The sequence below is a fragment of the Albidovulum salinarum genome (assembly GCF_025673475.1).
In the GTDB taxonomy this organism is placed as follows: Bacteria; Pseudomonadota; Alphaproteobacteria; order Rhodobacterales; family Rhodobacteraceae; genus Albidovulum; species Albidovulum salinarum.
In genome coordinates this window covers 21,908-38,740 of record NZ_JAOVQO010000018.1, presented here as the reverse complement: position 1 = coordinate 38,740, position 16,833 = coordinate 21,908, and the positions used below count along the sequence as shown (strand labels likewise).

Below are 16,833 nucleotides of genomic sequence, written 5' to 3'. Positions count from 1 at the left end.
CCACCGATCCCCCGGCCCGCGCCGCCCTTGCTTGCCGGACGCGGGGCCGTCGGGTAGCTGTCAGCGACAGCGCAGGCTGCGGGAGGGTAGGCATGACCACCGTCAACTGGGGCGTTCTCGGCGCCGCGAATTTCGCCCGCGAGCACATGGCCCGCGCGATCCACGAGGCCGAGGGCGCGCGGCTCGCCGCTCTCGCGACCGCGCATCCCGCCAAGGCCGAGGGGTTCCGGGCCTTCTGCCCGGACCTGACAGTCTACCCGAGCTACGAGGCGCTGCTCGCCGATCCCGGCATCGAAGCGGTCTATATCCCGCTACCGAACCACCTTCACGTCGAATGGACAAGGAAGGCGCTGCAGGCCGGCAAGCATGTACTGACCGAAAAGCCGATCGCGATGACGGCGGACGAGATCGAAGCGCTGATCGCGCTTCGCGACGCCACCGGGCTTCTCGCTGCCGAGGCCTACATGATCGTCCACCACCCGCAATGGCAGCGGGCGCAGGCGCTCATCGCCGAGGGGGCGATCGGGCGCGTGCTCCATGCGGATGCCCATTTCAGCTATGACAACCGCGCCGATCCCGGCAATATCCGCAACCGTCCCGAGACCGGCGGCGGCTCGATCCCCGATATCGGCGTCTACACCTACGGCTCGCTGCGCTGGGCGACCGGGGCCGAGCCGGTGACGCTCCGCACCCGGATCGAACGCGAGAACGGCGTCGACACCTTCGCGCTCGTCTCGGGCGACATGGAGGGACCGGGCGGGCGCTTCAGTTTCCACGCGATGACCTCGATGCGGCTCTTTCCGCGCCAGGAGGTGGTGTTCCAAGGCGAGGCTGGGCTCCTCCGGCTCACCGCGCCGTTCAACGCCGGGCTTTTCGGAGAGGCGCAGCTGCACCTTTTTCGCGCGGGACAGCCCGACCATCTCGAACGCTTCCCCGGCGCGCGGCAATACTGCCTCCAGGTCGAGGCCTTCGGCCGCGCGGTCCGGGGCGGCGCGCCCTTTCCCTGGCGGCTCGAGGACGCGCAGGGCACCCAGGCGGTGATCGACCGGGTTTTCGCCGCGGCGGAGTGACGCCGCCGCGCGCGTCGCGGTGTAATGAACACGGGTTTGCCCTATATTGAAGGGCATACAAAAAAGCGGAGGATGGTCATGAAGCCAGTACGCACGCTTGTACTCGTCGCCGGCGAGGAAAATGCCCGGCTTCTCATAAACGACGGAATCGGCAAGGGGCTGACGGAACGCGCCGGACTGTCGGTCGCCCAGTTTGCTGATGCCCAGATCGAGTACGAAGACCGGCCCGGGCGCCAGACCGGAGGCCCCGGCGGTACCGCGCGCCACGGGTTCGACACTCACGGACACGATCAGGAGATCGCCCGCTCGAACTTCGCCCAGCATGTGGTCGAGGCGGTGCAGGAGACCTGGGCGCGCGTCAAGCCCGATCGGCTGATCGTTGCCGCACCGCCGAAGATGCTCGGCGCCTTGCGCGCCAAGCTGACCGGTGCCCCCGCCGCGGCGCTGCACGGCGATCTCGCCAAGGACCTCGTGAAGGTGCCGGTGCACGACCTGCCGCCGCATTTCGCCGATATCCAGCCGATGTGAGGCCCGCCCTCAGCGGTCAGGCAACGCCGACTCCAAAAAGCGCAGCATGTTGCCGCCCATCACCTTGGCGATGACCGGCTCCGAAAGCCCGGCGTCGATCAGCGCCCCGGTCAGCGCGGCAAGCTCCGAGACGTCGAAGGCGACCCCGACCGAGCCGTCCCAGTCCGAGCCGAGCGCGACATGGTCCTCGCCGACAAGCCGGATCGCGGCGACGATCGTCGCAGCGATGCCCGCCGGGCTGTCGTCGCAGGTCACGTCCTTCCAGAAGCCGATGCCGATCAATCCGCCCTTCGCCGCGATCGCCTGCATCAGCGCGTCGGGATAGTTCCGCACCGTCTCGCAGTGCGAGCGGATGCCGGTATGACTGACCACGACCGGGACATCGACCATCGCCAGGACCTCGCGCGCCACCTGTGGCGAAGCATGGGCGAGGTCGATGATCATGTGGCGCCCGACCATCGCCCGCACCGCCTCGCGGCCGAATGGCGTCAACCCGCCCCCGGCCTCACCGTGCAGCGAGGCGCCGAGCGCGTTGTCGAAGAAATGGGTGAGCCCGATCAGCCGGAACCCGGCGTCGTAAAGCCGGTCGAGATTGGCCAGATCGTCCAACAACGCGTGGCCACCCTCGGCGCCGAGGATGCCGCCGGTGACCCGCTCGCCCGCGTCCCGGCGCGCGAGAACTTCGGCGAGGTCGGCGCGGGTTCGGACGATCTTCAAGGCGCCGGGCGCCGCCGCCTCGGCCGCCGCCAGCGCATCGGCCTGCACCAGCGCGCGCTCGGTCAGGTCGCGCCAGGCCCGCAGGGGGCGCAACTGGCCGATGAATAGCCGGGTGATGTCGTCGGGCGCATCGGCGGTGTTCTTCGCGTAGTTGAGGCCGGAGGGGCTTTTGGTAACGGTGGTAAACACTTGCAGCGCGACATTGCCCTCGGCAAGGCGCGGCAGATCGACATGGCCGCGATCTGAGCGCCGCGTCAGGTCGCGGTCCCACAGCAGCGTGTCGGCATGGAGGTCGCCGATGATCAGCCGCTCGTGCATCGCCTTGGCGGCCGGACTCACCGGCCAGGGATCATGCGCGGCGACCGGGTTCAACCGGCGGTCGACGATGCCGGGGGCGAACGTGAAGAACCCGGCCGCGCCGAGGACGGCGAGCAGAAGGATCAGCCTGAGCAGGATTTTCGCCATCCGGGCCTCGCGGTCAGGTTGCGCCCACTCTTCCCGACCACAGCACCCCGGTCAATCGCCGAGGCCGAGCGCGGCCATGTCGACGCCTCGCGCCCGGAACCGCGCCACCACCCGATCGAGAAGGTCGTCGCGCCCGGTGTTGAGCATGCCCGCGCCGAGGAACCAGTGCACGAAGGCCTCGAACGGATAGGTCCGCTCGAGCGCGGTGCGGAGCGCGTCCGCCACTGCGCCGGGGTCGGGCGCGGTCTCGGCGCAGTGATGCAGGTCCGAGCGGCCGCAGAGCACCGCCGGCACCCGGTGGAACATCCCCTCGAGTGCGGTCGCCGACGAGATCGAGACCGTGGCCGCGCTGGCCGCGAGGATGTCGTGGACATTGGCATCGGTGACGATCACGCCGGGCAACTCGCGGGCGCGGTCCAGGACCGCCCCGGTGTCGCCGGTGCGGTTGCGCGGATGGGCCTTGACGATCAGCTTGTGCTCGCCCCGCGCCGCGACGACCGCCTCGAACATCTCGGCCTCGCGCATGTGGCGCATCCGCTCGACCGGCTCGCTGTCGCCCTGCAGGAAGACCGCGATCGCACCGCCTGCAAACTCCGCGCGCCGGATGGGCTGGTCGTAGCGGCTCAGCCGCTGCCCGACGATCCGCCGCGCATGGGCGGCAAAGAAGGATGCCGCGGCTTCGGGATCCTCGGCGCCGGGATCGAACGCGGCACTCGCGAGGCTCGAGTCCGCGAAGATGCCTTGCGCGTCGCAGTACCAGAACGGGAAAACGTAGGCGAGGCCGGTGTTCAGCGCCCGCGGGTGGCGGACCGCGCCGTTGTGGATCAGGTGGAGGTCCGCCGTCTCGCCCATCTCCGCCAGCGCCACGCGGTCGCGCCAGCGGGTCTCCACCCTTACCCCACGCGCCCGAAACCCGGCCGCGAGCTTCTGGAAGAGCCCCGGCAGCGCGGCCTCGTCGGGGTCGAGCATGTGGCCCGGGACATGCAGGACAAGACCCGGCCCCGCGTCCCGGCCGGGGTTCATCCCTCCATCGCCTCGAGCTCGTCGATCATCCCGGCGATCATCGACAGCCCCTTGTCCCAGAACTTCGGATCGCTGGCGTCGAGCCCGAAGGGCTTCAGGAGCGCCTTGTGGTGCTTCGAGCCGCCCGCCTTCAGCATCTCGAAATACTTCGCCTGGAAGTCCGGCAGCCCCTCCTCGTAGACCGCGTAGAGCGCGTTCACGAGCCCGTCGCCGAAGGCATAGGCATAGACGTAGAATGGCGAGTGGACGAAATGCGGGATATAGGCCCAGAATGTCTCGTAGCCCTCCATGAACTCGAACGCGTCGCCAAGGCTTTCGCCCTGCACGCTCATCCAGAGCGCGTTGATGTCCTCGGGCGTCAGCTCACCCACGCGCCGTGCGGCGTGGAGCTTGCACTCGAAGTCGTAGAAGGCGATCTGGCGGACCACGGTGTTGATCATGTCCTCGACCTTTCCGGCCAGCAGCACCTTGCGCTCATTTGCATCCTTCGCCTGCGCGAGGAGCTTGCGGAAGGTCAGCATCTCGCCGAAGACCGACGCGGTCTCGGCCAGCGTCAGCGGCGTCGACGCCAGCATCTCGCCCTGAGGGGCCGCCAGCACCTGATGAACGCCGTGGCCAAGCTCATGCGCCAGCGTCATCACGTCGCGCGGCTTGCCGAGGTAGTTGAGCATCACGTAAGGATGCACCTCGGTCACGGTCGGATGGGCGAAGGCGCCGGGTGCCTTGCCGGGCTTCACCCCGGCGTCGATCCAGCCGTTGTCGAAGAACGGCTCGGTCAGCGCGGCGAGATCGGGAGAGAAGGCGGCATAGGCCGAGGTCACGGTATTGCGCGCCTCCTCCCAGCCGACGGTGCGCTTGGTCTCGATCGGCAGGGGCGCGTTTCGGTCCCAGACCTGGAGCTTGTCGAGCCCCATCCACTTCGCCTTGAGCCGGTAGTAGCGGTGCGAGAGCTTCGGATAGGCGGCGACGACAGCGTTCCTGAGCGCCTCCACCACCTCCGGCTCGACATCGTTCGACAGGTGCCGGCCGTGCTGGGGCGTGGGCATCTTGCGCCAGCGGTCCTCGATCTCCTTCTCTTTCGCGAGCGTGTTGTGTACGCGCGCGAAGAGTTTGACATTGCTTCCGAAAACCTCGGCGAGAGCGCGCGCCCCGGCCTCGCGCCGCCCGCGCTCGGGCTCCGAGAGGAGGTTGAGCGTGGCTTCGAGGCTCAGAGGCTCCGCCTCTCCCTTCACTGTGAATTCCAGCGCTGCCATCGTCTCGTCGAAGAGCTTGTTCCAGGCCGAGGCGCCGACCGTCGACTGGTCGTGCAGGAACCGCTCGAGCTCGTCCGAAAGCTGGTGCGGGCGCAGCGCCCGCATCCGGTCGAAGACCGGTTTGTAGCGGGCGATGTCGGCGTTTGCGTTGAAAAGCGACGTGTAAGCTTCGTCCTCGATTCGGTTGAATTCCAAGGAGAAAAACACGAGCGGCGTGGTGAAGTCGGTGACCTTGTCCTGGCAGTCCGACATGAACTTGGCGCGCGCGGCGTCGACCGTGTTCTGGTAGTAGCGCAGGCCAGCGTAGGACATGATCCGGCCCGCCACCGCCTCGATCCGCTCGTAGGCCCGGATGCAGCCGAGCATCGCGGCCGCGTCGAGCGTGGCGAGCTTGCCCTCGTAGCTGGCGGCGAAATCGGCGCAGGCCTGTTCCAGCCAGCCCATGTCACGCGCCAGTTCCGGCGCGTCGGGGGCGGTGTAGAGATCGCTCAGGTCCCATTCCGGCAAATCGCCGAGCCCCCCGGCGGCGGCATGGGTGTCGAAGACCGGGCGCGGCAGGCGGATGGGCATGGGAAACTCCTTTTCTGTCCGCCCAAGACATAGGGGCGGCGGGCCGGGCAAGGCAAGCGGCAAGGGGTGGAAATCGCCCTGCCGCGGGGTGTTGCGGGCGGTCCCGCCGCGCCCTAGTGTGGCGCGGTCGGGGCAGAGGGGATATCGGACATGACCTATGGCGTGGGGCTTCTCCTGAACGAGGGCATGGTGCTTTTGTCCGACACCCGCACCAATGCCGGGATCGACCACATCTCCTCCTACCGCAAGATGTTCAGCTTCGAGGTGCCGGGCGAGCGGGTCGTCGCGATCCTCACCGCCGGCAGCCTCTCGGTGACGCAAGCCACGATCGCCAAGCTGCAAGAGGCGGTGGAGGACCCCGAGGCCTCACCCGAAACCTCGATCCTCCTCGCGCCGACGCTCCTGAAGGTGGCCGAGATCGTCGGCGCCACGCTCTGGGCGGTGCGCGACGCGGTCGACCAGCGGCTCCGCACCGGCGGCCAGTTCGGCCCCGCCTCGATGATCGTCGCCGGCCAGCGCAAGGGCGGGGTGATGCGGATGTTCCTGATCTACCCCGAGGGCAACTTCATCGAGGCGACCGAGGACACGCCCTTCCTGCAGATCGGCGAGCATAAGTACGGCAAGCCGATCCTCGACCGCATCGTGCGGCCTGACACCTCGCTCGCCGACGGCCAGAAGGCGGTCCTGCTGTCGATGGATTCGACGCTGCGCTCCAATCTCTCGGTCGGGATGCCGCTCGACCTCGCCGTGATCGCGCGCGACGAATGCCGCGTCACCCAGCAGCGCCGGTTCGAGCCCGGCGACGCCGATTTCCGCCGCACCAGCGAGGCCTGGTCGAAGGCGCTCCGGTCGAGCTTCGGAAAGATCCCGCTCTGACGCCTCAGCGGCTCGCGTCGAACAGCGCCGTGGCGCGGCGGTAGAACTTGTCCCGCATTTCGGGGCCTTCCATCATCAGCTCGTGCTCGGCCGAGCCGACGAGGTCGAACTCCGACCCCGGCCAGCGGTGCATCCGGTCGTGGATCGCCGGGGCGCAGACGATGCGCTCCTCGGCGCCGAGTACGGTCAGGCAGGGCAGGGCGGGCGAGGGCATCTGCCTGAGCGCCCGCGTCTCGCGCAGCGCCTCGCCGAGCCATTGCAGCGTCGGCCCGCCGATCGCGAGTTCGGGATGGGCGATGAGCTGGCGGCGCATGAAGGCGAACATCTCCTCGTTGCGGGTCAGCACGTTGCCCTCGAACGGGGCTTCCAGCACATAGGTCATCGGCGAGGTCGTCGGCACCATCCGGTGGCCCTGCCCGAAGGGCGGCGCGAGCGTGACCAGCGTCCAGGCGACGGGTCTCAGCGCCCAGTGCATCTTGATGCCCCACATCGGCGCCGAGAAGGTCACCGCGTGGACCGGCAGCCCGTCATGGATCGCCCTTAGCCCGATGCAGCCGCCCATCGAATGGCCGACGAGGTAATAGGGCACGGGCAGGTCCTCGGCGCGGACGAACTCCAGCAGCGCCGCCACATCCCTCTGGTAGTCGAGGAACTCGCCGACATGGCCCGGCGCCCGGTCGTCCAGGAGCCGGTCGGCGATGCCTTGGCCGCGCCAGTCGATCGTCGCCATCGCGTAGCCCCGCGCGGCGAATTCCGCCGCGGCGGGGCCGTATTTCTCGACATATTCGGTGCGGCCGGGGAACAGGAGCACCGTCCCCTTCGCTCCCTCGCGCCAATGCGCGGCGCGGACGCGCACGCCGTCCGAGGTGTCAAGCCAGACGCAGGTCTCACCTGCGGGCGCCTCGGCCACATCCGCGTGGAACGGCGCGCGTTCCATCGCCCTACGAGAGAACCGCGCCGAGCTGCATCGCGAGCCCCATGTCGCCGTCCACGCTGAGCTTGCCTTGCATGAAGGCCGCGGTCGGGTTCACGTCGCCCGAGAGGATCCCCTCGAAGGTCTCGCGGTCGGCGGTGAGCGTCACGTCGGCCTCCTCGTCGCCCGCGCGCACGCCGGCGGTGTCGAGCATCAGAGCGCCTTCGCCCTCGATGATGAATTTCGCGCGGCCGGCGAATCCGCCCGACAGTTTCTCGCTCAGTGCGGCCACGGCCGCATTCACAACGTCGCTCATTCTTCCTCCAATTGTGACCGCCGGGGGCCTTTCGCTGACCGGCGCGCATCGGCTACACTCTGCCGTGTAATGGGACGTTTCGCCACCCCGCTCGGATCGGTTTTCGCGGCCTGTGCCGCCGCGTTACTGCTTGCCCTGCCGGTTTCCGCCGGCGCGGCGACGCTCGACGAGCTTTACGCCGAACTCGCCGACCCTGACAACCGGGAGTGGCAGAGGACCCAGTCCGATATCCTCCGCGAATGGTCCAAGTCCGGCTCGCCCGCGATGGACCTCCTGCTCAAGCGCGGCCGCGAGGCGATGGAGGCCGGCGATCTCGAAGCTGCGATCGAGCATCTCACCGCGCTCACCGACCACGCGCCCGATTTCGCCGAGGGCTGGAACGCGCGCGCCACCGCCTATTACATGGCCGGCCAGTTCGGTCCCTCGGTCGCCGATATCCGCCGCACGCTCGCGCTCAACGACCACCATTTCGGCGCGCTCTCGGGGCTCGGCCTGATCTTGGAGGAACTGGGCTATGATACCCGCGCGATCGAGGCGTACCGCGCGGCCCTCGCTATACATCCGCACCACGAACGGATAAGGGAATCGCTCGCCCGGCTTGAGCGCAAGACCTCCGGCACCAGACTCTAGGAGCATCCCATGGCGGCGGAGACGAGGATCACGGCGGTCCTCGGCCCGACCAACACCGGCAAGACCCATTACGCGATCGAACGCATGCTGGCGCACCGCACCGGCGTGATCGGCCTGCCGTTGCGTCTCCTTGCGCGCGAGGTCTACGACCGCATCGTCGCCCAGCGCGGCCCCGCGGTCGCAGCTCTCGTGACCGGCGAGGAGCGCATCGTCGGCGCCCGCGCGCAGTACTGGGTCTGCACCGTCGAGGCGATGCCGACCGAGATCGGCGCCGATTTCCTCGCCGTGGACGAGATCCAGCTCTGCGCCGACCCCGAGCGCGGCCATGTCTTCACCGACCGGCTGCTCCATGCCCGCGGCCTCGCCGAGACGCTGTTTCTCGGCTCCGACACGATGCGCGGCGCCATCGCGGCGCTGGTGCCGAAGGTGCAGTTCCTCAAGCGCGAACGGTTCTCGACCCTGAGCTACGCAGGTTCGAAAAAGATCAGCCGGATGCCCGCGCGGTCGGCCGTCGTCGGGTTTTCGGTTGAAAATGTCTATGCGATGGCCGAGCTGATCCGCCGCCAGAAGGGCGGCGCGGCGGTGGTGATGGGGGCGCTCAGCCCCCGCACCCGCAACGCGCAGGTCGCGATGTACCAGAACGGCGACGTCGATTACCTCGTCGCCACCGACGCGATCGGAATGGGGCTCAACCTCGACATCAACCATGTCGCCTTCTCGGCCACCGCGAAGTTCGACGGTTGGCGGATGCGCCACCTCTTCCCGCACGAACTGGCGCAGATCGCCGGGCGGGCGGGGCGGCACATGACGCCCGGCACGTTCGGCGTGACCGGTGAGGCCTCGCCCCTCGCCGACGAGGTCGTGAACGCGATCGAGAACCACCGCTTCCGCCCGATCGAGCGGCTGAACTGGCGCTCGGGCGAACTCGACTTCGGCACGATCGACCGTCTGATTTCCTCGCTCGAAGCGCCGCCCCAGAACGAATGGCTCATGCGCGGGCGCGAGGCGGACGATCTGCGCGCGCTGAAATCGCTCGCCGAGATCGGCCAGATCCGCGACAGGGTCCGGCATCCGCGCGACCTGAGGCTCCTCTGGGACGTCTGCCGGATCCCGGATTTCCAGGGCATCTCGTCGCAGGAACACGCCAATCTGCTGCAAAGGATCTTCGGCTTCCTGCAGGACGGCCACGTCCCCGACGACTGGCTCGCCGCGCAAATTCGCCGCATCGACAAGACCGAGGGCGACATCGACTCGCTTTCCAAGCGATTGGCGTATATCCGCACCTGGACCTATGTCGCGCAGCGTTCCGGCTGGGTCGCCGACGAAAGTCATTGGCGCGACGAGACGCGCGCTGTAGAAGACCGTCTGTCGGACGCGCTGCATGGCGCGCTGACGCAGAGATTTGTGGACCGGCGGACGAGCGTCCTCCTTCGCCGGCTCAAGCAGAAGGAGAGCCTTGTGGCCGAGGTGAACGACAAGGGCGAGGTGACGGTGGAAGGCGAATTCGTCGGCCGTCTCGAAGGGTTCCGTTTCAAGCAGGACGGATCGGCCTCGCCCGACGAGGCGAAGACGCTGAAGCAGGCGGCCTACGAGGCGCTCAAGCCCGAGTTCCACCTGCGCGCGGACCGCTTCTACAACGCGCCCGACACCGAGCTCGACTTCACCGAGCAGGGCGGCCTCATGTGGGGCAATTCCGCCGTCGGCAAGCTCGTCAAGGGCGCCGAGGCGATGAAGCCGCAGGTCGAGGCTTTCGTCGACGAGGAAGCCGGTTTCGACGTCGCCGAGAAGGTGCGCCGCCGGCTCCAGCATTTCATTGACCGCAAGGTGGCGACGCTCTTCGAGCCGCTGCTGACGCTCCAGCGCGACGAGGCGCTTGCCGGGCTCGCCCGCGGCTTCGCCTTCCGTCTTGTCGAGGCGCTGGGCGTCCTGCCGCGCGAAGGCGTGGCCGACGAGGTCAAGGCGCTCGACCAGGATATGCGCGGCGCGCTCAGGAAGCACGGCGTCCGCTTCGGCCAGTACACGATCTTCCAGCCGCTCCTGCTGAAGCCCGCGCCGACGCGGCTGCGGCTCGTGCTCTGGTCGCTTAACGAGGGGCTCGACGAGTTCCCCGAAAGCCCGCCGCCGGGTCTGGTCACAGTGCCGAACATCCCCGACGTGCCGAAGGGCTATTACACGCTCTCGGGCTATCACCCTGCCGGTGCCCGCGCGATCCGCATCGACATGCTCGAACGGCTCGCCGACATCCTGCGCGGCCAGGACAGCAAGGCCGGCTTCGAGGCCAACCCGGACATGCTCTCGATCACCGGCATGACGCTCGAGCAGTTTGCCGACCTGATGGCCGGCCTCGGCTACAAGGGCGAGAAGGGCGAGCGCGAGAAGGTGCGCTCCGAACCCGTCGCCGCGCCCGCCGAGGAGGGCCAGAGCGCCAATCCGATCACCGAGGAGGAGGCCGCCCTCCAGACCGTGACCGAGACCGAGGTCTTTTACACCTTCACCTGGGCGCCGCGCCCGCGCGCGCCGCGCGGCGAGCGTGGCGAGCGCCCGGAACGCGGCCGCCGCAACGACCGCGGCCCGCGCGAGGGGGCCGAGAAGCGCGAGGGCAAGCCGCGCGGCGACCGTGCGGAGCGCGGCGACCGCGGCGGCAAGCCCAGCAAGGGTAAGCCGGGCGCCAAGGGCAAGCGCGACGAGCAGGGCGGCCGCCAGTTCGAGTCGCGCCCGCCGAAGAAGGACCGGATCGACCCCGACAACCCCTTCGCCGCGGCGCTGATGGGGCTCAAGGACAAGTTCTGAGGCGGCGTTGGCGGCCGAGGGGCGGATTCGCGTCGACAAGTGGCTGTGGCAGGCGCGGTTCTTCAAGACCCGCAGCCTCGCCGCCGCGACGGTCTCGTCGGGACATCTCCGGCTCAACGGGGCAAAGACCGCGAAGCCCGGCCATGCCGTCGGCCCGGGTGACGTGCTGACCTTCCCGCAAGGCGGACGGATCCGCGTGGTCTGCATCCGCGCCTGCGGCACTCGCCGCGGCCCCGCGCCCGAGGCGCAGGCGCTCTACGACGATCTTGCCCCGGATCCCGCCGAACCGCGCGACACCGTGCTGCCGGAAGCCCCGCCCGAGGAATGATGTCCCGGCGTCGCGACCCGGCCGCGACTGGCCGCTCTTTCCGGCCCGGCCCGTCTTGAATGATCCCCGTCATGGGGCTAGGTAGCAGCGTGAAGCCAAAGCCCGGATCCGCGCCATGACCTATGTCGTCACCGACAACTGCATCGCCTGCAAATACACCGACTGCGTCGAAGTCTGCCCGGTGGACTGCTTCTACGAAGGCGAGAACATGCTGGTCATCCACCCGGACGAGTGCATCGACTGCGGCGTCTGCGAGCCGGAATGCCCCGCCGACGCGATCCGCCCCGACACCGAGCCCGATCTCGAGACCTGGGTCGAGTTCAACCGGAAGTACTCCGAGATGTGGCCGGTGATCACGCAGCGCAAGGATCCGCTTCCCGAGGCGGAGGAACGCGACGGCGAGACCGGCAAGCTCGACAAGTATTTCTCCGAGACCCCCGGCGCGGGCGATTGATTCGAGGCGCGCCCCCTGGGCGGCGGCGAATCGACAATATCTTGTGGTTTCGGCGGAAAACCGCCCAGCGCAACCATGTTTTGACGACCCCATATGTCGTATTTGATTGACGCGCTGCGATGCGGCGCTTCCGGATATGCCATTTTTCTGATATATTTCCGTTACAACTGGATGAGGATTGCTCACCGTCGCCGTTGCGTCCCTCCGCAGCGGAAGGTGTTTTAGGCCAAGTATGATTGCTGTCCGGAGATCGCGTATCCCCGGCGGTATCGTTTGGTCTCGACGGTGGGGTCCGTGCGAGGATAGGCGTATATGACCAAGACCAAGAAGACCGACTTCCGCCCCAACGAATTCGTGGTCTACCCGGCGCATGGCGTTGGCAAGATCATGTCGATCGAAGAGCAGGAGATCGCCGGGCTGAAGCTCGAACTCTTCGTCATCTCCTTCGAGAAGGACAAGATGACCCTGCGCGTGCCCACGCACAAGGCGACCGAGATCGGCATGCGCCAGCTCTCCTCACCCGACCTGATCACCAAGGCGCTCGAGACGCTGAAGGGCAAGGCCAAGGTCAAGCGCGCGATGTGGTCGCGCCGGGCCCAGGAATACGAACAGAAGATCAACTCGGGCGACCTCATGGCGATCGCCGAGGTGGTCCGCGACCTCCACCGCACCGACGACCAGCGCGAGCAGTCCTACTCGGAGCGCCAGCTCTACGAGGCGGCACTCGAACGGCTGACCCGCGAAGTCGCCGCCGTCTCCGGCGTCGACGAGGCGGGCGCGCAGAAGAAGGTGGACGACGTCCTCCTGTCGCGCGCGGCCTGACCTTTCAGGGGATGCAATGATGAGACCGCGGGGGGCAACCCCCGCGGTTTTTCTTTGCGCGGGGGGCTGCGCCGGGGGTATACGTCGCGGCCGCGCCGAGACCAGCTCCGAGCCGTGAACAGACTCCTCCCGCCGTCCGTGATAGAGTGCGGAATGGTTGCTGGGAGGAGGTTCCATGACGAGAAATCCGTTTGGGCGTCGGTGGTTATGGCTCCTGGCAGGACTCCTCGTCGGCGTACTGGCCAGCCTGGCTCCCCTGCGTTCGGCCGCACAATCGGCCGCGTGCGATCCCCAAGGCATCGCGAACCATCACGCCGCCGTCGCCGTTTTCCGCAAGCTGCAACTGGAGATCGCGACCCTGATGCAGGCGCAGTCGGAGGCGATCCTGGAGGTCGCGCAGGGGGTCGTCATCAGCAGCTTGGATGACGGCGGCTTCTTCGGGCCGACCGGGTTTCTCGGCAAGCGCATGGACAAGGGCCAGAGCGCGATCAAGTCCATCCTGACGTCCGGTCGCCGCCTGCCGATGGACGAGGATGCGCAGGCGCGGCTTTCCGAGATCGAAACGAGCGCGGACGCAATCGTCTCGGTCGGCCATTCGATGGTGCCGCTGCTCGAAGCCGGAGAGATCCGGCAAGCGACCGGTCTTTATGCGGAGCAATCCGTACCGGCCCAGGTGGTCGCCGTCGGGGCGGCCTATACCGTTTCCTCCGGACTGGAGCGGCAGGTGAAACGGATGTCGCTGCACTGCCGCTGAGGCTCCCCGGCAGGCCACGGCCGCGCGATCAGGCGTCGTACACGTCCGGAGACCACCGGATGCCAGCCCGGAGCGGACCGCCGCTGGCGGCCACCCGGACACGGGCTCGGGTTGTCAGAAAGGTCGATGCCATGCCACGGTCAGTGCTTTAGTGACAGGAGTACAGGAAATGCGCTCATTTTGGATGGCTGCCCTAACCGGCCTTTGTCTCGCCCTCTCTGGTCTGTCAGCAAACGCGCAGGAAACCGCCAAGGAACTCGCCGCGAAGGCATCCGACGAACTGCGACTGCTGACCTCGTTACAAGTGCTTGAAAGGATGACGAGCCAGGTGAACCATTTCCTCGTCTACAGCATCGAGGCGGAGCGCGGCGGCTGGCGCGTGATGGAAAAGGAGATCGGAAACGACTACGCCATCCGCAGCAACGCGGACAGGGCCGCGGCGGAAGTCGCCACAGCCTATAACAGCGTGAAAAAGAGCAAATTCGCCACGGAGGACGAGTTGAAGGGCGCCGAAGCCGCCTTCGAGAACGTGAACGTGCTCATCGCATTGGCGCCTCAGATTGCGGACTTGATTTTGGCGAAGGACTTCGATGCCGCGGCGGCTCTTTACAGGGAGACCGGGCAATCGGCTTACGACGGCGCCAATCGCGGCGCGCAAAGCGCGACGACGACGGTGCAGAAGCGCCTCGGGAAGACGCTCCTGAGCATTCGTGTCGTCAAGTAATCCCGCGTTGATCGACATCGTTCTCCTTAAAGGCACGGCGAGCGTGTGAAACCGTTCCGTCTGGGAGCGATGCCCGTCATGTCCGCACGGCGGTTGATGCGGCCACTGTGGACCTCGATGAACCCGCCTACCGCTCCCGCGACAGCCGGTGGAAGAGATGCGTGAAGGTCGCGGCCCCGAGAACCGGGATCACGAGGTTCACCACGGGCAGCGACAAGGGCGCGGCCATCAGAATCCCGGCGACCCAGATCTGACCGGAATGGCGCTTCCGCAGCGCCCGCGCGCCCTCGCGCCCGAGCCGCCGCATCGCCGCCATCTGGAAATACTCGCGCCCGAGCAGGTAGCCGTTCACCGCCCAGAACATCAGCGGCGCGAAGGGGCCGACGAAGGCGTAAAGGACCAGCGCCAGCACGTTCACCGCGACGAGCACGCCGAAGAAGTTGACGCTGTCGATGAGCGCGTCCATCCAGGCCACGTTCGGCGCCGGCGGCAAGCTGGGATAATGCCGGTCCTCCACCGCGTCGGCGACCGTGTCGAGGAAAAACCCGGTGAAGGCCGAGGCGACCGGCACCATCAGGAACACCGAGAGCCCGATCATCAGGAGGAGCGAGCCCCAGCTCATCAGGGTCTCGACCCAGGTGACCTCGCCGACGAAGGGCAGCCAGATCGCGTCGGGCACGAGCCAGGCCACGACCTGCGCGAAGCCCGCGTAGACCGCGACCAGAAGCGCCAGCGACAGCGCCACGCCAAGGAGCACGACCTTGAGAAAGCGCCGGTCCGAGAGCTGCCCGAGCGCCTTCAGGAAATCGCCGAGGATCATTCCGACACCCAGGTCGTGATCGCCGCGATGTCGGGCCGGGGCCGGTCCGGCGGGGTCGTGGTCTCGGTGCCGATGTGGATCAGCCCCGCGACCCATTCGCCCGCGCCGAGCCCGAGCCCCTCGCGGCAGAACTCCGCGTCATGGACGTGCCAGCCGGTGAGCCAGGACGCGCCCCAGCCCGAGGCTAGCGCGGCATTGAGAAGCGTCAGGCAGGTCGCGCCCGCGGAGAGGATCTGCTCGATCTCGGGCACCTTCACGGTCGGGCGCGGCACACGGACGACCGCGACCGCGAGATCGGCTTCCGAGAGCTGCAGAACGCCCTTCTCGATCCGCTCCGGCTCCAGCCCCATCTCGGCGCCCCGCCGCCGCGCCAGCGCCGCGAGCCGGGCAAGTGCCTGCTTTTCCAGCACGAGGAACCGCCAGGGTTCGAGCTTGCCGTGATCGGGCACCCGCGCCGCGGCGGTCAGGATCGGCAGAAGCTCCTCGCGCGAGGGCACCGGGGCGGTCAGGATCTTCGCGGGCCGCGAGCGGCGGGTGAGGAGGAACTCCATCGCGGCGGGATTGGGGATCGGCATGTCGTGCTCCGTTCGGGTCTCGCCCTGATGTCGGTCAGCGCCGCGCCGGGGTCAAGCCGCTTCGGTCAAAGGAAATAGGCCGCGAGCCGGTCGATATGGGCCGAGACATGGGCCTGCCACTCCGGCCCCGGCTGGCGCGCCGCGAGCGTCTCGCCAAGGGGATCGGGCGCGCGGATCGCGGAGCCGGTCAGCTCCTCCAGCACCGCATGGCCGCAGAATGGCACATGCGCCTCCGAATAGCCGCCCTCGTGGACGAGGACGAGCCGCCCGCCGCACAAGGCCTCCGCCGTCTCGCGAAGCTGCCGGGTCATCGCCCGGAAGGTCTCGGCCGTCGCCAGCATCCGGCCCAGGGGATCGACCGCCGAGGCATCGAAGCCGCAGGCCACCACGATCGCCTCGGGATGGAAGCGGTGAAGCGCCGGCAGCACGATCCGCTCCATCGCCTCCAGATAGCTCGCATGGCCGGTGCCCGGGGGCAGGGGAATGTTGATGTTGAAGCCGAAACCCTTGCCCGCGCCGCGCGCCTCCTGCCCGCCGGTGTCGAGCGGGTAGTTCCGCTCCTGATGGAGCGAGATCGTCAGGACCTCGGGGTCGGTCCAGAACACCGCCTCGGTGCCGTTGCCGTGATGCACGTCCCAGTCCACCACCGCGATCCGCCGCGCGAGCCCTGCCGCCTGCGCGGCGCGGATCGCGACACCGATGTTGTTCAGAAGGCAAAAGCCGTTCGGCCAGTCGGGCAGGCAGTGGTGCCCCGGCGGGCGCGACAGCGCATAGGCGTTCTTCGCGCGCCCCTCGAGCACCGCCCGCAGCGCCCCGGCCGCGAGCCCCGCCGACAGCGCCGCGATCGCGTAGCCGCCCGGCCCGAAGGGCGCGCGCAGGCCAAGCTCGCCGCCTCCCGCCTCCGAGGCCGCCTCGAAGGCGTCGAGATAGCTGGCGGGGTGGACCCTCAAAAGAACCTCCCGGCTCGCCTCCGGCGCGGACTGAATCGACATTTCCCGAGCAAGTCCCGTGACTTCCAGAAGGTTCTTCAACCTCCGCTTGGTCTCCGGACTCTCCGGCAGACCGGCTCCGGGCTGCACAAGCCCGCCCGTCTTCAGCGTGAAGGCATAGTTGCCGCCGCCATGCCAGAAGCAGCGCTCGTCTGTGAAGAAGGCGGTGGTCATCGGATCCTCCCGGGCTCTGGCGGCCAGCCTAGCGGCGGGGTA

General features: G+C 68.1%; 18 protein-coding genes. 10 read left to right on the top strand and 8 right to left on the bottom strand.

Annotation, left to right across the window (positions count from 1 at the left end; all coding sequences use genetic code 11):
• Positions 1 to 92 precede the first annotated feature (92 nt).
• Positions 93 to 1,070 carry a Gfo/Idh/MocA family protein gene (locus OEZ60_RS17640; protein WP_263339059.1) on the top strand — a complete coding sequence of 326 codons (978 nt, stop codon included), beginning with the start codon at positions 93 to 95 and terminating at the stop codon, positions 1,068 to 1,070.
• Positions 1,071 to 1,148: 78 nt separating this feature from the next.
• Positions 1,149 to 1,598 (top strand): host attachment family protein, encoded by a 450-nt coding sequence (locus OEZ60_RS17635; protein ID WP_263339056.1) that lies wholly within the window; start codon positions 1,149 to 1,151, stop codon positions 1,596 to 1,598.
• 9 nt (positions 1,599 to 1,607) lie between these two features.
• Here OEZ60_RS17635 and OEZ60_RS17630 read toward each other — a convergent pair whose 3' ends face one another.
• Genes OEZ60_RS17630 through OEZ60_RS17620 form a run of 3 tightly spaced genes read right to left on the bottom strand, consistent with a single transcriptional unit; the run spans position 1,608 to position 5,626 of the window.
• Entirely contained in the window at positions 1,608 to 2,780 is a 1,173-nt protein-coding gene (locus OEZ60_RS17630) for a dipeptidase (RefSeq protein ID WP_263339054.1), read from the bottom strand.
• A 51-nt stretch (positions 2,781 to 2,831) separates the two neighbouring features.
• Positions 2,832 to 3,803: a hypothetical protein gene (locus tag OEZ60_RS17625; RefSeq protein WP_263339051.1), complete on the bottom strand. Its 972-nt coding sequence runs from the start codon at positions 3,801 to 3,803 to the stop codon at positions 2,832 to 2,834.
• Positions 3,800 to 5,626, bottom strand: coding sequence for a M3 family oligoendopeptidase (locus tag OEZ60_RS17620; RefSeq protein ID WP_263339049.1), 1,827 nt, complete (start codon positions 5,624 to 5,626; stop codon positions 3,800 to 3,802). The genes OEZ60_RS17625 and OEZ60_RS17620 overlap by 4 nt, the downstream gene beginning before the upstream one ends.
• 150 nt (positions 5,627 to 5,776) lie before the next feature.
• On the opposite strand from OEZ60_RS17620, the gene OEZ60_RS17615 reads away from it, so the two are divergent.
• The gene (locus OEZ60_RS17615) at positions 5,777 to 6,502 is read left to right on the top strand and encodes a peptidase (protein ID WP_263339047.1); all 726 of its coding nucleotides are present in this window, start codon (positions 5,777 to 5,779) and stop codon (positions 6,500 to 6,502) included.
• Between the two features lie 4 nt (positions 6,503 to 6,506).
• Here OEZ60_RS17615 and OEZ60_RS17610 read toward each other — a convergent pair whose 3' ends face one another.
• Entirely contained in the window at positions 6,507 to 7,439 is a 933-nt protein-coding gene (locus OEZ60_RS17610) for an alpha/beta fold hydrolase (RefSeq protein ID WP_263339044.1), read from the bottom strand.
• 4 nt (positions 7,440 to 7,443) lie between these two features.
• Positions 7,444 to 7,731 carry an SCP2 sterol-binding domain-containing protein gene (locus tag OEZ60_RS17605; protein ID WP_263339042.1) on the bottom strand — a complete coding sequence of 96 codons (288 nt, stop codon included), beginning with the start codon at positions 7,729 to 7,731 and terminating at the stop codon, positions 7,444 to 7,446.
• Between the two features lie 69 nt (positions 7,732 to 7,800).
• Between OEZ60_RS17605 and OEZ60_RS17600 the strand changes: the two genes are divergently transcribed.
• From OEZ60_RS17600 to OEZ60_RS17570, 7 genes are all read left to right on the top strand, one after another.
• Positions 7,801 to 8,361: a tetratricopeptide repeat protein gene (locus tag OEZ60_RS17600; protein WP_263339040.1), complete on the top strand. Its 561-nt coding sequence runs from the start codon at positions 7,801 to 7,803 to the stop codon at positions 8,359 to 8,361.
• Positions 8,362 to 8,370: 9 nt separating this feature from the next.
• Positions 8,371 to 11,151 (top strand): helicase-related protein, encoded by a 2,781-nt coding sequence (locus OEZ60_RS17595; protein ID WP_263339038.1) that lies wholly within the window; start codon positions 8,371 to 8,373, stop codon positions 11,149 to 11,151.
• Between the two features lie 7 nt (positions 11,152 to 11,158).
• Positions 11,159 to 11,479: an RNA-binding S4 domain-containing protein gene (locus tag OEZ60_RS17590; protein ID WP_263339036.1), complete on the top strand. Its 321-nt coding sequence runs from the start codon at positions 11,159 to 11,161 to the stop codon at positions 11,477 to 11,479.
• A 115-nt stretch (positions 11,480 to 11,594) separates the two neighbouring features.
• Positions 11,595 to 11,933 (top strand): ferredoxin FdxA, encoded by a 339-nt coding sequence (fdxA, locus tag OEZ60_RS17585; protein ID WP_263339033.1) that lies wholly within the window; start codon positions 11,595 to 11,597, stop codon positions 11,931 to 11,933.
• 312 nt (positions 11,934 to 12,245) lie between these two features.
• A complete protein-coding gene (locus tag OEZ60_RS17580) occupies positions 12,246 to 12,755 on the top strand; it encodes a CarD family transcriptional regulator (RefSeq protein ID WP_263339030.1) in 510 nt (169 codons plus the stop codon).
• Positions 12,756 to 12,930: 175 nt separating this feature from the next.
• On the top strand, positions 12,931 to 13,509 hold the full coding sequence (locus OEZ60_RS17575) for a hypothetical protein (protein WP_263339027.1): 579 nt from the start codon (positions 12,931 to 12,933) through the stop codon (positions 13,507 to 13,509).
• Between the two features lie 184 nt (positions 13,510 to 13,693).
• Positions 13,694 to 14,233 (top strand): hypothetical protein, encoded by a 540-nt coding sequence (locus OEZ60_RS17570; protein WP_263339025.1) that lies wholly within the window; start codon positions 13,694 to 13,696, stop codon positions 14,231 to 14,233.
• A gap of 127 nt (positions 14,234 to 14,360) precedes the next feature.
• Here the strand turns inward: OEZ60_RS17570 and OEZ60_RS17565 are convergent, their stop codons facing one another.
• The 3 genes from OEZ60_RS17565 to OEZ60_RS17555 all read right to left on the bottom strand — a co-directional run bounded on the left by OEZ60_RS17565 (position 14,361) and on the right by OEZ60_RS17555 (position 16,791).
• Positions 14,361 to 15,050, bottom strand: coding sequence for an EI24 domain-containing protein (locus OEZ60_RS17565; RefSeq protein WP_263339206.1), 690 nt, complete (start codon positions 15,048 to 15,050; stop codon positions 14,361 to 14,363).
• Positions 15,050 to 15,628 carry a nitroreductase family protein gene (locus OEZ60_RS17560; RefSeq protein WP_263339023.1) on the bottom strand — a complete coding sequence of 193 codons (579 nt, stop codon included), beginning with the start codon at positions 15,626 to 15,628 and terminating at the stop codon, positions 15,050 to 15,052. Before OEZ60_RS17560 ends, OEZ60_RS17565 begins: the two co-directional genes overlap by 1 nt.
• A 65-nt stretch (positions 15,629 to 15,693) precedes the next feature.
• The gene (locus OEZ60_RS17555) at positions 15,694 to 16,791 is read right to left on the bottom strand and encodes a class II histone deacetylase (protein WP_263339021.1); all 1,098 of its coding nucleotides are present in this window, start codon (positions 16,789 to 16,791) and stop codon (positions 15,694 to 15,696) included.
• Positions 16,792 to 16,833: the final 42 nt, after the last annotated feature.